At 43.3% G+C, this 20,405-nt stretch carries 20 protein-coding genes; 9 read left to right on the forward strand and 11 right to left on the reverse strand.

Annotated features, from left to right (window positions below; genetic code table 11):
• Positions 1-55: 55 nt before the first annotated feature.
• Both AB4407_RS09350 and pepT read right to left on the reverse strand, forming a co-directional pair.
• Positions 56-523, reverse strand: coding sequence for a DM13 domain-containing protein (locus AB4407_RS09350; protein ID WP_372120355.1), 468 nt, complete (start codon positions 521-523; stop codon positions 56-58).
• A gap of 75 nt (positions 524-598) precedes the next feature.
• Complete coding sequence (pepT, locus tag AB4407_RS09355; RefSeq protein ID WP_372120356.1) at positions 599-1,831, reverse strand: peptidase T; 1,233 nt, start codon at positions 1,829-1,831, stop codon at positions 599-601.
• Between the two features lie 348 nt (positions 1,832-2,179).
• On the opposite strand from pepT, the gene AB4407_RS09360 reads away from it, so the two are divergent.
• The 3 genes from AB4407_RS09360 to AB4407_RS09370 all read left to right on the forward strand — a co-directional run bounded on the left by AB4407_RS09360 (position 2,180) and on the right by AB4407_RS09370 (position 4,698).
• Positions 2,180-2,326 (forward strand): hypothetical protein, encoded by a 147-nt coding sequence (locus AB4407_RS09360; RefSeq protein ID WP_008215590.1) that lies wholly within the window; start codon positions 2,180-2,182, stop codon positions 2,324-2,326.
• A gap of 369 nt (positions 2,327-2,695) precedes the next feature.
• A complete protein-coding gene (locus AB4407_RS09365; protein WP_372120357.1) occupies positions 2,696-3,748 on the forward strand; it encodes an aldo/keto reductase in 1,053 nt (350 codons plus the stop codon).
• A gap of 215 nt (positions 3,749-3,963) precedes the next feature.
• Complete coding sequence (locus AB4407_RS09370; protein WP_372120358.1) at positions 3,964-4,698, forward strand: RNA methyltransferase; 735 nt, start codon at positions 3,964-3,966, stop codon at positions 4,696-4,698.
• 96 nt (positions 4,699-4,794) lie between these two features.
• Here the strand turns inward: AB4407_RS09370 and fdxA are convergent, their stop codons facing one another.
• Positions 4,795-5,118 carry a ferredoxin FdxA gene (fdxA, locus tag AB4407_RS09375; protein ID WP_050650887.1) on the reverse strand — a complete coding sequence of 108 codons (324 nt, stop codon included), beginning with the start codon at positions 5,116-5,118 and terminating at the stop codon, positions 4,795-4,797.
• A 255-nt stretch (positions 5,119-5,373) separates the two neighbouring features.
• On the opposite strand from fdxA, the gene AB4407_RS09380 reads away from it, so the two are divergent.
• The 4 genes from AB4407_RS09380 to AB4407_RS09395 all read left to right on the forward strand — a co-directional run bounded on the left by AB4407_RS09380 (position 5,374) and on the right by AB4407_RS09395 (position 9,615).
• Positions 5,374-7,005 carry an NAD(P)/FAD-dependent oxidoreductase gene (locus AB4407_RS09380; RefSeq protein WP_017059483.1) on the forward strand — a complete coding sequence of 544 codons (1,632 nt, stop codon included), beginning with the start codon at positions 5,374-5,376 and terminating at the stop codon, positions 7,003-7,005.
• 196 nt (positions 7,006-7,201) lie between these two features.
• Positions 7,202-8,407 (forward strand): DEAD/DEAH box helicase, encoded by a 1,206-nt coding sequence (locus tag AB4407_RS09385; RefSeq protein ID WP_233895636.1) that lies wholly within the window; start codon positions 7,202-7,204, stop codon positions 8,405-8,407.
• Between the two features lie 113 nt (positions 8,408-8,520).
• The gene (locus AB4407_RS09390; protein WP_372120359.1) at positions 8,521-8,925 is read left to right on the forward strand and encodes a PPC domain-containing DNA-binding protein; all 405 of its coding nucleotides are present in this window, start codon (positions 8,521-8,523) and stop codon (positions 8,923-8,925) included.
• 66 nt (positions 8,926-8,991) lie between these two features.
• The gene (locus AB4407_RS09395; protein ID WP_372120360.1) at positions 8,992-9,615 is read left to right on the forward strand and encodes a PolC-type DNA polymerase III; all 624 of its coding nucleotides are present in this window, start codon (positions 8,992-8,994) and stop codon (positions 9,613-9,615) included.
• Positions 9,616-9,700: 85 nt separating this feature from the next.
• Here AB4407_RS09395 and AB4407_RS09400 read toward each other — a convergent pair whose 3' ends face one another.
• Entirely contained in the window at positions 9,701-10,537 is an 837-nt protein-coding gene (locus AB4407_RS09400) for a DUF6279 family lipoprotein (protein WP_372120361.1), read from the reverse strand.
• 265 nt (positions 10,538-10,802) lie between these two features.
• On the opposite strand from AB4407_RS09400, the gene AB4407_RS09405 reads away from it, so the two are divergent.
• Positions 10,803-10,976 carry an RNA helicase gene (locus AB4407_RS09405; RefSeq protein WP_372120362.1) on the forward strand — a complete coding sequence of 58 codons (174 nt, stop codon included), beginning with the start codon at positions 10,803-10,805 and terminating at the stop codon, positions 10,974-10,976.
• 111 nt (positions 10,977-11,087) lie between these two features.
• On the opposite strand, the gene dbpA is transcribed toward AB4407_RS09405, so the two are convergent.
• The 3 genes from dbpA to AB4407_RS09420 all read right to left on the reverse strand — a co-directional run bounded on the left by dbpA (position 11,088) and on the right by AB4407_RS09420 (position 14,349).
• A complete protein-coding gene (gene dbpA, locus AB4407_RS09410; protein WP_372120363.1) occupies positions 11,088-12,467 on the reverse strand; it encodes an ATP-dependent RNA helicase DbpA in 1,380 nt (459 codons plus the stop codon).
• A gap of 148 nt (positions 12,468-12,615) precedes the next feature.
• Complete coding sequence (locus tag AB4407_RS09415; RefSeq protein WP_372120364.1) at positions 12,616-13,524, reverse strand: aldo/keto reductase family oxidoreductase; 909 nt, start codon at positions 13,522-13,524, stop codon at positions 12,616-12,618.
• Between the two features lie 231 nt (positions 13,525-13,755).
• Positions 13,756-14,349 carry a hypothetical protein gene (locus tag AB4407_RS09420; RefSeq protein ID WP_372120365.1) on the reverse strand — a complete coding sequence of 198 codons (594 nt, stop codon included), beginning with the start codon at positions 14,347-14,349 and terminating at the stop codon, positions 13,756-13,758.
• Positions 14,350-14,569: 220 nt separating this feature from the next.
• Here AB4407_RS09420 and AB4407_RS09425 point away from each other — a divergent pair, with 220 nt between their 5' ends.
• Complete coding sequence (locus tag AB4407_RS09425) at positions 14,570-16,417, forward strand: M3 family metallopeptidase (protein ID WP_372120366.1); 1,848 nt, start codon at positions 14,570-14,572, stop codon at positions 16,415-16,417.
• Positions 16,418-16,667: 250 nt separating this feature from the next.
• On the opposite strand, the gene AB4407_RS09430 is transcribed toward AB4407_RS09425, so the two are convergent.
• The 4 genes from AB4407_RS09430 to AB4407_RS09445 form a co-directional block, all read right to left on the reverse strand.
• Positions 16,668-17,132: an aKG-HExxH-type peptide beta-hydroxylase gene (locus AB4407_RS09430; protein WP_372120367.1), complete on the reverse strand. Its 465-nt coding sequence runs from the start codon at positions 17,130-17,132 to the stop codon at positions 16,668-16,670.
• 81 nt (positions 17,133-17,213) lie between these two features.
• Positions 17,214-17,693, reverse strand: coding sequence for a hypothetical protein (locus AB4407_RS09435; protein WP_372120368.1), 480 nt, complete (start codon positions 17,691-17,693; stop codon positions 17,214-17,216).
• A complete protein-coding gene (locus tag AB4407_RS09440) occupies positions 17,694-18,929 on the reverse strand; it encodes an MFS transporter (protein WP_102457637.1) in 1,236 nt (411 codons plus the stop codon).
• A 518-nt stretch (positions 18,930-19,447) separates the two neighbouring features.
• Positions 19,448-20,281: a RecX family transcriptional regulator gene (locus AB4407_RS09445; protein ID WP_372120369.1), complete on the reverse strand. Its 834-nt coding sequence runs from the start codon at positions 20,279-20,281 to the stop codon at positions 19,448-19,450.
• Positions 20,282-20,405 lie beyond the last annotated feature (124 nt).

Raw genomic sequence — 20,405 nt, forward strand, 5'->3', positions numbered from 1 at the left:
AAAGCGCTCAGAAATGGAGCGCTTTTTCGTGCCTAAATTAGCTTAGGTAAGGCTATCATTTTATCTTGGCAGAAGTAATAAATTGGCCAAAAGTTTCACACCAAATCACAACCGTATTAAATCGATTAAGATCAGCACTTTCCGGAAGGTTAACCATAAATCGGTCGAATGTTTTCACATCTCCCACTCTCAGTAACTCGCTTTTACTTTCATTAAAGGCTTGCTCGGTTTCAATAAACTGAGGCGAGAGGTAAACCTTATAATCCGGTCCCGGTGCCAGTTCACCTTCAAAAGCGATCGCACTTTCAGACACAGAAACGATGCCTTCTCCCCAATGCAAAAAGTCACTGTCTTGTCGATCTTTGGTAAACTCACCTGTATAGATAGCTTGTTGTGAGATGGCTTCAACTGAGCTCGAAGATGGAGAATCAGGCTCAATCAAGATAGGCAATGCATAAACACCAAGCCCAAAACCAACAGCACCCACGGCCAAGTGGGTGCAAAGTAAAACTAACTTTTTCATCGCGTACTCCCTTATGCTTAAAGAGAGTATTATTGAATACTCTCAAAATACAAAGAGATATCGCGTTATAGGCTGCTATTTCTGGCAATGCAGAGCAGTACGTTGAGACAATTCGACAATCACTTTCACCGCCTGTTCCATACCTTGAATGGTAATGAACTCATGAATACCGTGGAAGTTGTAGCCACCAGTAAAGATATTCGGACACGGTAGCCCCATAAACGAGAGGCGAGCACCGTCAGTACCACCTCGGATCGGTTTGATCATTGGCTCAACATCGCATTCAATCATCGCTTGCTTTGCTAACTCGATAATATGTTGATGTGGTTCAACCATCTCTTTCATATTGAAGTAGCTATCAGTTAGCACCAACTCAACATGGCCTTTCTCAAGACGCTCGTTCAGTTCATCCACTTTTTGCTGCATGAATGCTTTACGTGCTTCTACGCCCTCGCGTTCAAAATCACGGATGATATAACCCAATTCAGAACGAGCAACGCTCATTTCAGCCGATTTCAGGTGGTAGAAACCTTCATAACCGTCTGTGCATTCTGGTGTATCTTGCGCTGGCATCATCAATTGGAATTGCGCAGCGATGTTCATTGAGTTGACCATTTTACCTTTTGCGGTACCCGGGTGAACGTTTACGCCGTGGCAAATAACATCAGCACTTGTGGCATTGAAGTTCTCAAACTCCAACTCGCCGACAGGCCCACCATCAATGGTGTACGCCCATTCAGCGCCAAACTTCTCTACATCAAACAGGTTTGCACCACGGCCGATCTCTTCATCTGGCGTGAAACCAATGCAGATGTCACCGTGTTTGATTTCAGGATTCGCCTTTAGGTAAGCAATCGCACTAATGATTTCAGCGATACCCGCTTTATTGTCGGCACCCAGTAACGTCGTGCCATCGGTCGTAATAAGGTCATGACCATTCAAAGTATCAAGATCTGGGTATTGGCTTGGGTTTAAGCTTTCACCACTTGTGCCTAGCTCAATCGTTCCACCTTGATAATCTTTAATCACCTGTGGTTTCACATTTTCCCCTGAAGCATCAGGGGCGGTATCCATATGCGCGACAAAGCCAATAGCAGGTACTGGGAAATCAACGTTCGACGGCAGTTTCGCCATCAAATATCCATTTTCATCTAAAGAAACATCAACTAACTCTAATTCGATCAATTCTGACTTTAAGGCTTCAGCAAAGGTAATTTGCCCCGGTGAACTTGGGCATTGCTGATTAGAGGGATCGGATTTGGTATCAAAAGTAACGTAATTCAGAAAACGTTCTACAAGCTTTTCCATAATTTATCTCACCATGGATTAAGTAATTGATTTACTGACCTAATTATTATGTCGATAAGCGATGCATCGTTAAATAAATACGAACACAGAGTCAGTAGCGAGGTTTTTCATCTTACGCCCCTGACCATCTGTGTAATTGCTCTAAATCATTATTGTGCGAAATTAGATGCGCTTCCTATACTTTGAAACAGAGGGTCTCGTCAGTTCAACATTGCATACGGATGATAAGAGATAGCTTTGTACGCATTCTACGCCCTTCGCTCTCAGCCTAAAAAAAGTACAAAGTGGATGATGATCACAGTTTATCCTTGATGCAGAATCTGTCATACGTTACACGGAGACACAGTTATGACGATTAATAAGTATTTTATTTTTTCTCCTCAAGCCTCTGAGGAAGCACTTCAACCAGTATTGACTGAGAAAGAAGTTCAAAGGCAGGAAGCTCTAAGGCTCGCGCAATCCCAAGGTGGGTTTGATACCAACGCGACCTCGTAACTTGATAATACTCAGAACGTATTTATAGAACCCTAAATAAGAGCTCTACTTCTCTATGATGTAGAGCTCTTTGTCTTTAGACCTTTCTTCTCTATTTCCAATAAGCACTATTCAGGCGTCAGCCTGTCCGCACTCTTTTGCTTCCCGACCTTCGCCTATATCTGTATCTATACCTGCACCTATAGTTATTCGAGTACATCGCCATCTCATTCGTCACGCTGAGAAATGACTCATTAAACTTCCTCAAGCCATACCTTGTCGCGCCATTTTGTGCTAATAATTCATATTCGTTTTCATTCCTCACTCGCCCTCTTTTCAAATACTTTTATGCGAGTACCAGAGAACTTAACCACAGGAATCCCGAATTCAATGGAATATTCAAAACTAGGAAGTAGTCAAATTCCCGTTTCCCGAATCTGTCTTGGTAGCATGACTTGGGGGCTGCAAAACACGCAACAGCAAGCCGACCAACAGATCGAATACGCACTAAGCCAAGGTATTAACTTTATCGATACCGCAGAGATGTACGCAGTGCCACCGTCTCCAGACACCTACGGTAAAACGGAAGCAATCATAGGTAACTGGTTAGCTCGCAATCCGCAGCGTCGCCAAGAAGTCATCATCGCCAGCAAAATTGCAGGTCCGGGATTGCCTTGGGTTCGAGATGGCGGGCCAATCACGGGGGAAGCGGTAATTGCAGCGGTTGACGCTTCATTAGCGCGTTTACAAACGGACTATATCGACCTTTACCAACTGCATTGGCCAAATCGCACCACACCTCACTTTGGTAAGCACTTTCCTAATTACATTCGATTCAGCGATATCGACCGAAAGCAGCATGAAGCGGAGATGTTGGAGATCCTTCAGGCATTAGCGAGCTGTATTAAGGCGGGTAAGATTCGTCATGTCGGCCTTTCAGATGACACAACTTGGGGCATTAATACGTACCTTAAGCTGAGTGAGAAACACGATTTGCCGCGAATGGTCTCTATTCAGAATGAATTTAGCCTGCTGCACGCGAAAGACTGGCCTTATTTGATTGAAAACTGTGTGCACGAAGACGTCGCCTACCTACCATGGTCACCGTTAGCTGCGGGCATGCTGAGTGGCAAATACATTGATGGTGCGAGACCAGAAGGAAGCCGTTGGACTTACATGCAGCGTAAAGGCATTTTCCGCGACACTGAGTCTGCCAATGAAGCCGTAAAAGGATATGTCGAAGTTGCGAACGCTCACGGATTTACGCCAAGCCAATTGGCATTAGCATGGTGTAATCAAGTCGACGGTGTTACCTCGACCATTATCGGCGCAACCACCATGGAACAGTTAAAAGAAAACGTGGCAGCATTCAGCAAGCCTCTATCAGAAGAGATCCTTACCGATATCAACACAGTGTTTAGGCGCTACCCTGCCCCATATTAATCATACAAGTCAGCTAATCTTGGGTTCAGCTTAATGTTAGATGAGTAAATCAGATAAGAGCGCGCTATTTAGTGCGCTTTTCTTTTTTTAAGTGGGTTGCTTTTGCTTTTTAGTGGATCGCATTGAGTTATCACGCTTTTGGTTCTCCAACCTTTGCTCTTTTGGTTCTCCAACCTTTGCTCTATAATGCGCGGGCTTATATCTAGGATAAAAACATGATTTCAAAAAACCAATTAAAACTCCTTCGTGCTTTGGGCCAAAAGAAACAACGTAAAGCCCACGGCCTGTTTCTAGTTCAAGGTGAAAAGAACGTTCTTGAGCTGTTCAATAGTGACTTAGTCGTAAAGAACGTCTTCGCTACTGCTGATTTCTTATCTGAGAATCACGCATCACTGATTGAGTTTGATTGTGTTGAAGCCTCGCTAGACGATCTAACCAAAGCAAGCACTCTAGTAAGTAACAATGCCGCGATTGCTGTGGTCGAGATTCCAACGTTTGAACTACCAGAAGCAACAGGGTTAATGATTGCGCTTGATGGTGTGTCTGATCCGGGCAACCTAGGTACGATTATTCGTGTGGCAGACTGGTATGGTATTAAGCATATCGTTGCGAGCAGCGACTGCGCAGACCCATACAGCCCTAAAACAATCAGTGCAACTATGGGTAGCTTTGGCCGAGTACACGTAAGCCAAACGGACTTACCTGCATACTTAGAGCAAGCGAACCTACCGGTTTACGGTGCTTTCTTACAAGGTGAAAGCGTTCATAAGACTAACTTCACTGCGAACGGTATTTTGCTGATGGGCAGCGAGTCTCACGGTATCCGTGAACATGCGGCTAAATACGTGACTGACAAGATTACGATTCCAGCATTCGGTGGGGCTGAGTCTCTGAACGTAGCAATGGCGACAGGTATCATTCTCGACAACATGCGTCGTCAGCATAGCTAGACCTCTAGGCTAACGAGCCAATCGACATTGTTCAGATATTAAAAAAGGCGTATTGATTAAATCAGTACGCCTTTTTATTTGAGTTCTTTTCAACAATTACTTTTCTAGCATTGCCAACTTATCAGCGACACCATTCCACTTTTCAGCTTCATCCATCGGTGCTTTGACTTCAGTTTGCACTGGCCAGATCTCGGCAAGCTCGGCATTCACTTCGATAAAAATCTTTTGATCTTCTGGCAGTTCATCTTCTTGGAAGATCGCTTGAGCATCACATTCAGGTACACATAAACCACAATCAATACATTCGATTGGGTTAATTACCATGAAATTCGGGCCTTCATGGAATGCATCTGCGGGGCACACGGCCACACAGTCTGTGTATTTACATTGAATACAGTTATCGCCTACGACAAATGCCATGATGCTCTGCTCTATAAGTTAGTCAAAATTGAAGAATGGAGGATAATACTCATCCCAAGGCAAAATTCAACATCATACGGCTCTAATATCGTGTCTATTTGCTTCATGTTTCCAAATTAGTATGACAGATAAATCAATTTCTCGTAAAATGCGCGCCATTGTGAGCTTATCGCTTCTTTCAACCTCAGCGTTTTCATCAAACTCTGTGTTAAGAAGTGGTCTAGCTAAGACACCTATAAAAAACGAGACATCGAAATGATACGTTTAACCGAAATTAAACTTCCACTAGACCACGAAGAATCAGCCATTCAAGACGCGATTGAAGCGAAGCTTGGTATTAACTCTGATCAGGTACTTTCTTTTAATATCTTTAAACGTGGCTACGATGCTCGTAAGAAATCGAAGATCCTACTTATCTACACGTTGGATGTTCTCGTTGAAAACGAAGCTGAGCTGCTAGAGCAATTCATCAGCGACCCGCACGTAAAAGTGACTCCTGATATGGAGTACAAGTTTGTCGCTAAAGCGGTTGAGAATCAAACTGAGCGCCCTGTGGTTATCGGTTTTGGCCCTTGTGGTTTGTTCGCTGGTCTAGTGCTTGCTCAAATGGGTTTCAACCCAATCATCGTTGAACGTGGTAAAGAAGTTCGTGAACGTACAAAAGATACCTTTGGTTTCTGGCGTAAACGTACACTGAACACTGAATCAAACGTGCAGTTTGGTGAAGGTGGCGCAGGTACATTCTCTGACGGTAAGCTGTACAGCCAAGTTAAAGATCCAAAACACTACGGCCGTAAAGTAATAGAAGAATTCGTAGCTGCTGGCGCACCAGAAGAAATTCTATACGTAAGTAAGCCGCACATCGGTACCTTCAAACTGGTTACCATGATCGAGAAGATGCGTGCTTCTATCATTGAGCTAGGTGGTGAAATCCGCTTCAGCACTCGCGTAGACGACGTTCACATGGAAGACGGTCAAATCACTGGCTTGACGCTTTCTAACGGTGAAGAGATTAAATCTCGTCACGTGGTATTAGCTGTTGGCCATAGTGCTCGTGACACGTTTGAAATGCTGTACGATCGTGGCGTTTACATGGAAGCGAAGCCTTTCTCTGTTGGTTTCCGTATCGAACACAAACAATCGATGATTGATGAAGCGCGTTTCGGTAAGAACGCAGGCAACCCAATCCTAGGTGCTGCGGACTACAAACTGGTTCACCACTGTAAGAATGGCCGCACTGTATACAGCTTCTGTATGTGCCCAGGCGGTACTGTAGTAGCTGCGACGTCTGAAGAAGGCCGCGTAGTAACTAACGGCATGAGCCAATACTCTCGTGCAGAACGTAACGCAAACAGTGCAATCGTTGTAGGTATCGACCCAGAGCGTGATTACCCAGGTGACGCACTGGCTGGTATCCGTTTACAACGTGAACTAGAAAGTGGCGCTTATGTACTTGGTGGTGAAAACTACGATGCACCAGCTCAGAAAATCGGTGACTTCTTGAAAGGTCGCGATCCAAGTGCAATCGGTGAAGTACAACCGTCGTTCACACCGGGTATCCACCTGACTGATATTTCAAAAGCACTGCCTGATTTCGCTATCGAAGCGATTCGTGAAGCAATCCCAGCGTTCGAGAAGAAGATCAAAGGTTTCTCTACACCAGACGGCCTACTAACTGGTGTTGAGACTCGTACGTCTTCTCCTGTATGCATCAAACGTGGTAAAGACTTCCAAAGCATCAACCTTAAGGGCTTCTTCCCTGCTGGCGAAGGTGCAGGCTACGCAGGCGGTATCCTTTCCGCTGGTATTGATGGTATTAAGGCTGCAGAAGCGCTAGCACTATCAATGGCAGAGCAAAACCAAGCCGAGAAGATTGAGATCGCTTAAACGCTTTCGATAAACCCAAGCTAAATAGCGAACACCCAAAACTGAAAATCCAGTGTCTTGTCGACACTGGATTTTTTTATGTGCATGTGACTAGCGGTGAGCAAGCAACATGGTAGAATGCAGCCATTAATCTTATCCTCATATAAGATTGTTGAACCTTTCCATCGCTATTTAGCCAAATCATACCGAGAAACTTATGCCATTTTCCAAGCTTGGATTAAGCTCACCTATTGTTAAAGCCGTTGCAAAACAAGGCTATGAAAAGCCAACCTCTATTCAAGAAAAAGCAATTCCGATTGTGCTTTCTGGTAAGAACCTTATTGCTGCTGCACAAACAGGTACAGGTAAAACTGCGAGCTTTGTTCTCCCTATCTTAGAAATGCTAAGTAAAGGTGAAACACAACGTAAAAAACGCATTCGTGCTGTTATTCTGACACCAACTCGTGAACTTGCGATTCAGGTTGAGCAGAACATAACTAAGTACGCAAAATTCCTAAACCTAACATCACTAGCGATGTACGGTGGCGTGTCTTACCAACATCAAAAAGATCGTCTGATTGAAGGTGTTGATATTCTGGTTGCAACTCCAGGTCGTTTGATCGACATGTACGGACAACGTGCCGTTCACTTTGATGAAGTTGAAGTATTGGTTCTTGATGAAGCAGACCGCATGCTAGACATGGGTTTCATTGAAGACATCAACAAGATCATTGCGCGTTTACCACAAGACATCCAAAACCTACTGTTCTCGGCAACGCTTTCAACGCCAGTTCGTGCGCTAGCGAAAAGTGCTATCAGTGAAGCGGAAGAGATTTCAATTGCGAAAACTGACGCGTCTAAAGCGAACATTGAGCAATGGTTGGTAACGGTAGATAAAGACCGTAAGTCAGCACTATTGAGCCACATGATTACCGAAGGTAATTGGGATCAAGCGCTTATCTTTATCGAAACTAAACATGGCGCGGCTAAGTTAGTGGCTCAACTTGAAAAGCGTGGCATTCAGGCAGAAGCTTTCCACAGTGGACGCAGCCAAGCGATCCGTGAAAAGATCTTGGCTGACTTCAAGAAAGGTCGTCTAAAGTACTTGGTAGCGACTGGCGTTGCTGCTCGTGGTATCGATATCGATAACCTAAGCCGCGTAGTGAACTACGACATCCCATTCCCAGCAGACGACTATGTTCACCGTATTGGTCGTACAGGCCGTGCTGATGCATCTGGTGAAGCGATCTCTTTCCTATCGAAAGATAACTTCAAGAACCTGTGCATCATTGAAAAACGTCTTGGCCACTTGATTGAACGTCGCGTGGTTGAAGGTTTCGAACCACGCAAAGAAGTGCCTATTTCTGTGTTGAACTTTGTTCCTAAAAAGAAAAGAGAGCAGCAAGAGAAAGAAGGCAAGTAACGATCAAAGCTTAACTAGCCGCGATAACTAGCCAACGTATCACTCAAACGAAGCCCAATGTGGCTTCGTTTTGTTCTTTGATTCACGGATAAAGATAAAACAGAGGTATTGAGATGATTACTCCTATCGCAACGAGATTAACCCGCGGCCAAGACCTCAAGCTTGAACTCCAAAAGCTTGTGACAGCACACAATATCTCAGCGGGTTCTGTTGCGTCTTGTGTCGGATGTGTTTCTCAACTCAATATTCGATTGGCTAATGCGAACAACACCAAGCTCATCAAAGCTCCGTTTGAAATCGTATCTGTGATGGCGACGCTAACCCCAAACCACCAGCATGTTCATATATCCGTTGCTGATGAAAATGGCAACGTGATTGGTGGGCATTTGCTTGAAGAGACTATTATCGCGACCACGGCTGAATTGATCGTTCATCGCTACGATACTTTGACCTTCAACAGAGAGCATGACGATTCGACGGGTTACACTGAGCTCACTATCAGCAGCAATAATCAATAACTTATTAATAGCAGCACCAAACGCCTCATATAAAGCGATACCACCCAATAGCAATTAGGAAACACGATGGCTCCAAACTCCGCAGACTCCGTTATCGTTCTCGATTTCGAAACCACAGGCTTATCACCAAACATGGGTGACCGAGCGATTGAAATCGGTGCGGTGAAACTCGTTAACGGCGAAGTCGTCGACACCTTCCAACAGCTCATGAACCCAGGGTTTCGTGTCAGTGGATTCATTGAAGGTTATACCGGAATCAGTAACCGTATGTTAAGCACAGCGTCCAGTTGCAGTGAAGTGATGGATGAGTTTGCAGACTTCATTCAAGACAGCCAACTTGTCGCTCACAATGCCTCATTTGATAAGCGCTTTCTTGATGCGGAATTAGATAATATTGGTCGCGATTACAATGGACAATTTGCATGCTCAATGCTGATTGCTCGTCGTCTAATTCAAGACGCACCAACTCATAAGCTAGGCGACCTTGTGCGTTTCAAGAATATCGACAATGACGGCACTTTCCACAGAGCGTTAGCCGATTCAGAAATGACAGCGCGCTTATGGTTATTAATGATTGATGAACTGCAAAGCGACCACGGTATTCAACAGCCAAGCTTTCAACTGATGCAAAAAATATCGAAGACAGCGAAAGGCTCTATTCCAAAGCTGTTGATGAGTAATCAAGGTTAAAACCCTTACCATACGATAATATTTGAAAGGCTGATGGATTTAACACGATCAGCCTTTTTAGCTATTAACGAAGCTTACTCGAGCCCTACTCCTGCAGTGTCACTAGCGTTGATTTGAGGCTCTCTAATTCATTAATGAAATAAGACCACTGCTTATTACTGCTGACCTCAACAATATCGACTAAGAACTGGGCTGACGTTTCCATATTCTTGTTGATCTGAGACTCCAGCTCTTCAGGATAATAAGCTTCGTTATTCAGAAGCAAGTTCATAATAATTGGCTGAGTGATATGTAGATCACTCTTCTTTTCCATCAGTGTTGTGAGATCTTGGTAGGTGTTATTTTGATATTGGCGCCAGTTATCGTTGGTATTTACCCACGCTTGAGACCAATCTAAAATAATCTGTTTTTGCTCTTTCGATACCGAACCTAACCATCGCTCTAGTCTCTCTTCTATGAGATTTCGATATCGCTCTCTTGAATCTTCCTCATTCAACAACAATCTTTCTTGGTAATAATCTTGCTGCTTTTCTCTAAAGTTGTTTAAGAACTCGCTATCTTGCTCAGGAGTCAACTGCATACTCAACGCGTAAATATCGGGGGCAAACTTATTAACGATCGAGCGAATATGATTTTTAATTTGGTCACTTTGTTCAGTAATAAACGTGGGGGTTATACCGGAACGATCAATGCTCTGAATCACTTCTAACTGCGAGATATACAATGGCAGTTGGGTTTCTTTGTGCCATTGCTGCAATAAGTCTAATCGCTCTTCGAGCTCTAATTCTTGACTATTAGATAGAGAAACAAAGTCTTCAATATAGCTAACGGCAAACCAACTTAAATTGTTATAAGCGAATTTGGTTCCACAGCCAGAGAATATAAGACAGCTTAATAAGACTAACCAACGGCACTTTCTCATTCCCCCCCCCTCACAAAATTTTACTCAACGACGAACCTCAATACGATCTTATAACATTAGCTACAAAATCGGGTTCTCGTAAAACTTTCGGATAAATTGAGGCTTTGTCTTGCTAAATAGGGAGTTTCGGCAAATGCTTAAAATAAAATTCATTTGTTGCGATGATGTTGTTTAGTTTTTATTGCTTATTAAAAAGCAATACATCACATATAACATGGTATATGTTTTGCATAATTTCAGATGATCTGTATTTGGGAGGCAAGCTATGTCCGCAATTCCTCATCATACAAGCGAATTAGAATATGAGCTTTGCTATTTTGACGATGGAAAAATAATCACAATTACGATATTTGCTAATAATCGACAGGAAGCGATGGCTTGGTATCTTAGCGAAGGAAAACATATCAATGATCTTTATTCGATCAGACCGGATGAATAGATCTATGGTTAACAGCCTTGGTGAATAGGCCAAGGTAATAACCAATTGTGGAACACCCTTTACTGCATTGCCATTAGAATGACACTTGCAGTAAAGGGCTACAGTCTCGAACTATTTCAGGATTCGGGCGCGGAATTGACGCCCCTTCATTTTACCTGATTCGATTTTAGCTAATGCTTTCTTAGCCATTGATCTTTCTACAGCAACGTAAGCACGCATCGCGAACAAGTTGATCTTACCGACTGATTTACCATCAATGCCGCCTTGGCCAGTCAACGCACCAAGAATATCACCTGCGCGAAGTTTCGCTTTCTTACCACCATCAATCTGGATCGTCACCATATTTGAGTAGTATGGCTTAGCAATTGGTTTTGCTGGCAATTGAGACGGCTCGATTGGCATATCCATGTACTCATCAATTTGAGCAACACGGTGCATTTCTTTTTCGCTAAAGAAGCTGATAGCTACGCCTTTGCTTCCTGCACGTCCAGTACGACCGATGCGGTGTACGTGAACTTCAGGGTCACGAGACAATTCAAAGTTGAATACAGCATCTAGGTTATCAACATCAAGACCACGAGCCGCAACGTCTGTCGCCACTAGAATCGAGATGGTTTTATTTGAGAACTGAACCAAAGCTTGGTCACGTTCACGCTGTTCCATGTCGCCATGAAGTTCGATAACACTGAAACCACGGTGGCTTAGCTCATCGTTTACGTTCTGCACTTCTTTCTTAGTGTTACAGAACACAACCGCAGATTCCGGTTGGTGATGAAGTAGCAGCAACTCTAGAGCATCATCACGAGCTTCAGAACCTTCTAGCTTGTAGAAGTGTTGCTGGATGCTTGAGTGGTCATGCGTTGACTCAACCTTCACCATTTCTGGGTTGCGCATAATGCGGTCTGCAACAGATTTGATCTGTTTAGGGAAAGTTGCACTGAATAGCAGAGTTTGGCGTTCTTTTGGCGCCGCTTCAATCACTGCGTCCAAAGCGTCTTGAAAACCCATCTCTAGCATGCGATCCGCTTCATCTAACACAAGTGTGTTCAGCTCAGACAGGTCAATACGGCCTTTCTCTAGGTGGTCAAGAATACGACCAGGAGTGCCCACAAGAATGTGTGCGCCATGCTCTAATGAACCAATCTGTGGGCCCATTGGCATACCGCCACATAGTGTCAGCACTTTAATATTGTGAATACCACGAGCAAGAGTACGGATCTCTTTTGCTACTTGGTCTGCAAGCTCACGAGTCGGACATAACACTAAAGACTGAACACGGAAACGCTTAACGCGTAGGTTCTGCAGCACGCCTAAACCAAAAGCAGCTGTTTTACCTGAACCCGTTTTACCCTGACCGATAACGTCCTTGCCATTTAGGATAGTAGGAAGACTTAACGCTTGGATCGGCGTCATTTCAGTATAACCAAGAGAGTCTAACGTATTTAGAAGCTCTGGTTTAAGGGCGATTGAAGAGAATTTTGAAGTGCTCAATGGAAATATCCAACTGGTGAAAAACAGAGTGCATTATGAGTGTTTTTGAAAATTATTCCACCTTAATCACAGTTTTGAAGAAATAGGTTAGGCGAACACAAAAAAGCCAGCTTTCTTAGCTGGCTTTCGCTTCTATATGAATTGCTTTCTATGGCACACCGTGACCTTTAGAGGCAACCCATACGCGGTACCACTGCTCGCGAGTCAGTTCGATTTTCAGTGCATCAACAGCCGTCTTCACACGCTCAATCTTACCTGATCCAACAATCGCAATCGGGTTAGATGGTAAACGACGAACCCAAGCGTAAATAACTTGGTCAATGCTGTCTGCACCCACTTCTTGACGAATCGCTTCTAGTTCATCACGAACACGAATCGCTTGCGCTGAATCACCACTAAAGATGCTGCCGCCACCGAGACAAGACCACGCCATAGGACGGATTCGGTTCATCTGCAGTTGATCCAGCGTGCCATCATGCGCGACTTCGAAGTTCAGCGGATTGATTTCAACTTGGTTGGTGACGAGTGGCTTACCTAATCGAGATTGCAGCAAGTCGAATTGACGAGGTGAGAAGTTAGAGACACCGAAGTGCTTAACTTTACCGACCTTATGCAGTTCAGCGAACGCTTCTGCCACTTCATCTGCATCCATCAGTACATCAGGACGGTGAATAAGCAATACATCCAGTTCGGCTACACCTAAACGCTCTAGAGAGTTATTTACTGATTGGTAAATATGCTGTGCGCTTGTGTCATAGTGATTGATCTTGCGATCAGGAGTATGGTCCCCACACAAGTTGATATCGCACTTGGTGACGATTTGGATATCATCACGAAGGCTTGGCTCAAGCGCTAATGCTTCACCAAACAACTTTTCACATTGGTAGTTACCGTAAATATCCGCGTGATCAACCGTTGTGATACCAAGATCAATGTGCTGCTTCAGGAAAGTCAGGCGTTGTTGCGGGGTCATACCCCATTCAGCTGTACGCCAGTATCCTTGCACCAGCTCAGAAAGTTCTGGGCCTTGTGGCGCTACCGTTACTTTTGCAACCATGGGTTGTCTCCTTTATCAATACTGAACGTATCCTAAGCTCGTTTTACCGAAGGCTCAACGTATAACAAATGGCAAAGGTAAACGCTTACTAAAAATGTGAGAGCCACAGAAAAACGAACACTTAAATGAATAATAACTTGCGGTCTGTCCGTGAGTCGCTCTTCCAAAAGGCTTGTTCTCTCTAATGAACTACAAATAATGAATGACGAAACCATCTATAAATTTGAACAATTAAAGACGATTTAGTTCGACCGTTAAGTTGTCACCATCACTATGTAGCTGAATCCAAGGAGCTGAAGAACGAGAAGAGGATAAGGAAGAACTAGGCACATTCCATAAACTCATTTGCTCAGAGGAATGATGTGGTGCATTGATGAATTCGACGAGTTGTTTATCTACCTTATCGTAACCAACGCCCTCACGTTTCGCTTGTTCGAGTTGAGCGACGACATCAAAATCATCCTCTCCAATGCGAATTGAACTGAGAGCAAAGCCATCTTGACGAAGATATGCCTGAAGCTTTGTGTAACTTAGGTTCGAATATGGCAGATTTAAGCGAACCACTTCGACACTTGATTCACCTAGCTCCAGTTCAACATAAACATCCAGATCGTAATATTTGGTTTGGTCACTGCACAACTGAGTGCCTTCGACTTCGCCACAATCCATTAAATCTATGTCGTTAATATAGTGCTGGGAACTAGGCTGAGTTGAACTCGTATTGAACACCGTTCGCAGCCACCAGCTTTCGGTTGCTTGTGCGGAAAATGTAATGGCATTCAAAACCAGTAACAAAGGTAAGCTTAAGACAGGAAAAATTTTCATCAATTGTGCTTATTTAGCGCGGTATGAAGTGCCCATTATACGTGACCAGTCAACAAACAACTGCTCGATTTACATCTATAAAGCAAAAAATATTGCCCAAAGATAATATTAACAAAATTGATAATAATAAGAGTTGCACTCTGTTATATCTGCCGTCACACAATACATCGGTGAATGTGTCATAATATTGAAATTACTGATTAATTTACAAGGAACGTCCATGACTGCCACGCACTATCTCAACCAATTAAATCAAAAGTATCTTGCGACTCATAAAACAAAAGAAGACTTCTTTTGGGATACTTATATGGGAATCAGTGACGACCATGATGGCTCTACACTCGCGCAGACTCAGTGGACTGAATTTCTTAGCTCTGCCGAACAGATTGCAGCTATCGAAACACAACTCGCTGCTATCGATGACATTCAAGACCCTCAAGAAAAAGAGAGCACATTGACCGGGCTGAATGGTTGGCTAGCAACCTTTAGATCTCACGCTATTGAGTCTGAGCAATCACAAGTGCTAAAAGCAGACCTCATCAAGTTTGAAGCTGAGCTATTTGAGAAGAAACAAAATCACGTAATGACTTACGTAAATGAAAAGGGTGATGAAACAGAAGGATCACTGCCAGTTTTAGGTTCAGCAGTAAGAAGCAATAGCAACGAGCAAGTCAGGCTTTCTGCTCACCAAGCACTATTGGGTTTAGAGCAGTGGTTACTGGCCAACGGTTTCATTGAGCTAATCAAAAAACGTAACCAATTTGCTCAATCACTGGGTTTTAAAACCTTCTTTGATTACTCGGTGGTTAAAACCGAACAGATGACGACTGAGCAACTGTTTACCATCTTGGATGATTTTGAAGCTCGTACACGCGATAGCCACCAGCAAAGCCTCGCCAATTTGGCTGAGCAGAAAGGCGATAATGCACTTCAAGCCCATAACTTTACCTACTCTTTTGCAGGTGACGTTATGAATGATCTTGATCCTTATGTTCCGTTCTCAAAGTCTCTTCGACGCTGGATTGAATCTTTTGGTCGCCTAAACATCGAATACTCACAAGCAACCCTTAAATTAGATCTACTCGATCGTAAAGGAAAATACCCAAATGGCTTCTGTCATGGGCCTATCCCTTCTTTCTATGATCAAGGTGAATGGGTTGCTGCACAGGTTAACTTCACAAGCAATGCCAAACCAGATCAAATCGGCAGCGGCTATGATGGTATAAACACACTGTTTCATGAGGGCGGCCACGCTGCGCATTTCGCAAATGTTAAAATGAATGCGCCTTGTTTCTCTCAAGAATTTGCACCAACATCGATGGCTTATGCCGAAACTCAATCCATGTTCTGTGACAGCTTGTTGAATGACGCCGATTGGCTAAAACAATACGCGCTTAATTCAGAAGGCCAAGCTGTACCAGATGAATTGATCAAGGCCATCATCGACAACAAACAACCATTCCGCGCTTATCAAGAGCGCAGCATTCTTGTGGTTCCTTATTTTGAGCGAGCACTCTATGAACTGGCTGATGAAGATCTGACGCCTGAAAAGATCACGGCGCTTGCCCGCAACAGTGAAAAGAAGATTCTAGGATTAGATTGCAGCCCTCGCCCACTGATGGCGATCCCGCACTTATTGTCCGATGAAGCATCTTGCGCATATCAAGGTTACTTATTGGCTCATATGGCGGTGTACCAAACGCGTGCATATTTCACCGAGAAATTTGGCTACTTAACAGATAACCCAGAGATCGGCCCTTTGTTGGCTGAGCACTATTGGCATCAAGGCAATAGCGTGAACCATAACGGGACAATACAAAGTCTTACTGGGGAAGGCTTCAATGCCAAATACCTTGCCGACGAATGTAACTTATCACCAGAACAAGCATGGGCCATTGAAGAGCAAAAAATCAAACAACTGGCTTCTCGTAAACGTGCACAAGTCGCTGATTTAAATGCGAGGATATCGATTGTTGATGGTGCAACCGAGTTAGCGAATAATGAAAAGTCGAATGACCAAATGTGCGATGATTTTGAGCACTTTATTGTTGAGCAATATGGTCGATAGATTGAGTTTTATTACCAATGCAAAAGGCAAAAATGAGTCGTGACATAACTCATTTTTGCCCCAAAGTGTGTCAGAGCAAGATTTTTCTTGTTTTAAAGTCTCGTTGTTTAACTGTATCCGCTCCATGAACCCTGTTAGTACTTGAAGTTCTAAGGCAGAAGCGCGTCGATGTCTGGCTCTGATTTTGACTGAATGTGCATTACATACACAAAGGAGTATGTATCTTAGAGCTATTACATGATAACTACATTTATACTCGATACTGGCATTCTTTGACCAAGCTAATACAATCGTTCATTACCTTTTGGCCAAATGGTGTAAGCCTCCCGGATTGTTCAATCACCTCAACGGTTTGAAAAAATTTCTCTGTAAAAGGAAGCTGGTTATTCGCTTCATTATAGTGACTACTAATATCACTCTGTTTGAGCTCAATATCAGGATTGGACAACAAATGGTTAAAGCCATAGATGGTTCGTGCGAGCACAAACATCGCATGATATACCCCGCTGATCGGTCTCTCGTCCTTTCGAAATGGAGTATAAAACACTCCGTCATCACTGGTGATAATTGGCTCTTGATACCACAGTTGATAGAGTAAGTTATGGGCTGCTTCATGAATGATGTGTTCAGCTAAACGACTCCAGTGCTCAACATCGCTTTTTAAATAGCGAATATTGAACATACCGAGCATACTCAGGTAGCTACCTGCGTTCACATGAGGCGAGCTCATTATGTGTATTTGAGATACAACCGTGTTTATTTCCTCATACAATGCAGGGCAGGAGCTCTTTATGTATTACAAACACTTCTGTACTTCCTCTAGGGTATACTGAAACTGGTCTCTATTGGGAGTGGTTATCCCTTGGTTTCTTTCCACCAAATGCTCGCCATAACACTCCGAGTGATCAGCGGCTATCAATGATTGAATAACTTGGTTTGTAAATACCTGGTATCGCTCGCCAAAAGGGACAATGTCAAGAGGGCTCGAACTCTCAGAGCCTAACTCCGTGAACAGATGATCGAATGTGTCCTGAAGTTTGAAATCGGAGCGCTCTACGTTCCTGACCATATACTCATGGTATAGGAAAGCTTGCGGCATGTTTTTACGTAAAGCAGAGCGGTTTTGAGTTAGGAATGTCTCAAGCTTCGAATCGTCCCGCCCGGAGTATTCATAAAGGTAGTTAAAGCTGTCTGTAATCCCATCCAAGTTAAGGTTGATAATGGTATTGGCATTGTGTGAATTAGGGGTCGCCCAGTTTGTTTTTGCAATGTCCATTTACTTGAAAGCCTTTGGGTAGTTTTGGGTGTAGTAATGCTCAAGGTCGTCATCGCCCTGTTTGAGAGCTTTTACTGATTCCTTTGAGAAAGTGATAAACGCGAGAGATAGGATAATGAGTACACCCATGAACATGACAAGGTTATTGATATCAAGGAGTGTGTTATCCAGTATGTAGCTGAACGTAAAGCTTCCAATCGGAATGCTGAGTATACATAACGTGAAAATAGCGGATTCAATTCGAGCTTTATAATCATGTGGTACGGCATGACCTCTCAAAGAACTAAATGGTATGCTTTTTATCGTCAATCCCACCCCAGAGCAGAACAGAGCGACGGCTTTGAGATAAGCGTGCTCAAATGAAGCGAAACCGATAACACCAAGTCCTATCAAACACCCTCCCAATAACACTTGATGGTATCGTGTAAGCCAAACGGTAGCTCTGATCGATATCGTTCCTCCAAGAATCATTCCTATTGCTATCGCTGATTCAAATAGAACGACATAACCCACGTTGTTATTGAGTCCGTGTTGAACATAGATTGGGATGATGACCGATACCAAAGGTGTCAAGATGAAATTGCCCACCATCGCAGATAGGCAAAACATGAACTCCGGTTTTAGTCTTCTAAGACTACGAAATCCTTGAGTGATTTGAGTTGCTTTATTTGGTGTTTTTTCTCTTTCAATGGGTGCTTTAGGGAATGTCATAGATAGCACCAAGACCAGAGAAAGAAAGTAAAGAGTCGCGGTAACATACAGAGAAACCTCTACACCGATGGCATAAATAACGCCCCCACCGATGACCACGCCGATAATGACTTGCAGCGAGTTTAATGTGGAAGAGAGGCCAATGGCCTTTGTTAGCTTCTCTTTACCAACGAGTAAGGGGATAAGACTATTTGGAGCTGCTGAGATAGCACTGTTAAAAATCGAGAGGAGTGAAACAATGAGTATGCAGTTTAGCAGTGATTCATAGTAATAGACCAATAGAGCTGAAGCTAAAAGAGAGCCAACGCTAGAGACCAGAATAATGGTTTTTTTTGAGTACATATCCAGTAGAAAACCGGATATAGGTAAGAAGCAGATATTCGCAATCCACATGATCGCGACGAGAGTGCCTACGCTCTCAGCTTGACCGAAAGACTGTATTACCGCCCATATGATGACAATTGTTGTACTACGAAAAGCAACAATGGAGGCTAAGTGAGAAAAAATATATAGGTAGTAGTTCATCAAATCGCCTCCATTGACTAGATTAGTTTTCGACGACCTTCAGTACAGGCGAGCCGTTTTTGTTTACTGAAAATAGTTTCGATTTGTCTAGCTTCTTCATGACATATTCCTTATGTGATCTATTGATATATAACAACCATGTTAATTAGTTGTTGTGTTATCTTGTACCTTAAGGGAGGCGGCTGAAGCAAATTGTATGATTAGTGATTTTTATATATGCAATCAAACTCACACTTTTCTTGCATTTATTGATAGGGTAGTTAGTTGAGTTTCATGCTTTCTATTGTTCGCGTTGAAAGAAGTATGGTCTGCTCAACTCCAGTCGGACACTTTCTTTAGATACTTGTCATTGTTCGCCGAATGTAGCCTTCGAGATTGTATGTGGTTGTAGTGAATAAGTTAAATTAGTCAATACACCAGAGATTTTGCAATACCCTAAGTAATTTCTATGACTCATTTATGTCCAATAGTTACTTAGGGCAAACCAACATACTACATAGGAAATTTTTCCGGCTTAGCTACTCGTTACCTTCACTCAACGCGAATTTAATCTCATCGGATGAAAAGCCTTTGCGGCTCAACATGGCGTAGGCCTTTGAACGTTCCTTGTGATCGTTAAGGTCATAAGATTTTTTCTGAAGTTGTTCTAAACAGGAAGAGTAAAAGTCCAATTGCTCTTCATTGATCAATCGGTCAATCAACGATGAAAGCTCAGTGGTATCGATTTGTCGTTGTCTTAGTTCTTGTTGGATAGCGGTCAAGCCTTTGCCTTTACGAGCATACTTGAGCACTTCTTTTTCCAAATCCGCTTTCTCAGCTTTGATTTGGATATTACTTTTCAGTTCATGCGCTTGTGGGTGCTGGTCAATGGCGACTTTTACTTGCTGATAGCTAAAACCACGCTTTTGCAGTGTCGCAACCAGCTTTTCACGGCTCATGGTAAAACTGGTGTAATAGTGGTTGATTCGATCTATCAAGATAGTCTGTTCGTCGATATTTTTTTCAGCAGAAACCTTGTGAATAGCATCAGTAATAATCGAATCGGAGAGTCCTTTCTTCTTCAATTTCTCTACGATGTATCGAGATCCAAATTCGCCAAAGAAGGCTTGTTCTGCGAATTGCTCAGCGAAATCTTGGTCGGATTTAAGATAGCCGTAACCTTTCAAGTTGCTCAAGGTTTCATTGATCCAATCTTGATTGTCCGTTTTCACTTTCAACTTCGCAATCAACTCGCTTTCCGTCATGTCTCTTTGGGTTAAATGCCACATCGCAGAGTTCATGACACTTTCGATTCGCGTCGCTTTTCTTACCGTTGTATTTCTCGTTTTAGGGTTTTGCTGTGAATCATCCATTCGATTTCAACTATCCAGACTGAGCCTGCCCCATGATAACGCAATTCTGACTAGCGTGAAGTGACATAAAAGAACGAGATTCAGATAAACTGACTTCCAACAAAAATGGACACCTATTCGGCGT

It is taken from the genome of Vibrio sp. 10N.261.46.E11 (assembly GCF_041472735.1).
Taxonomy (GTDB): domain Bacteria; phylum Pseudomonadota; class Gammaproteobacteria; order Enterobacterales; family Vibrionaceae; genus Vibrio.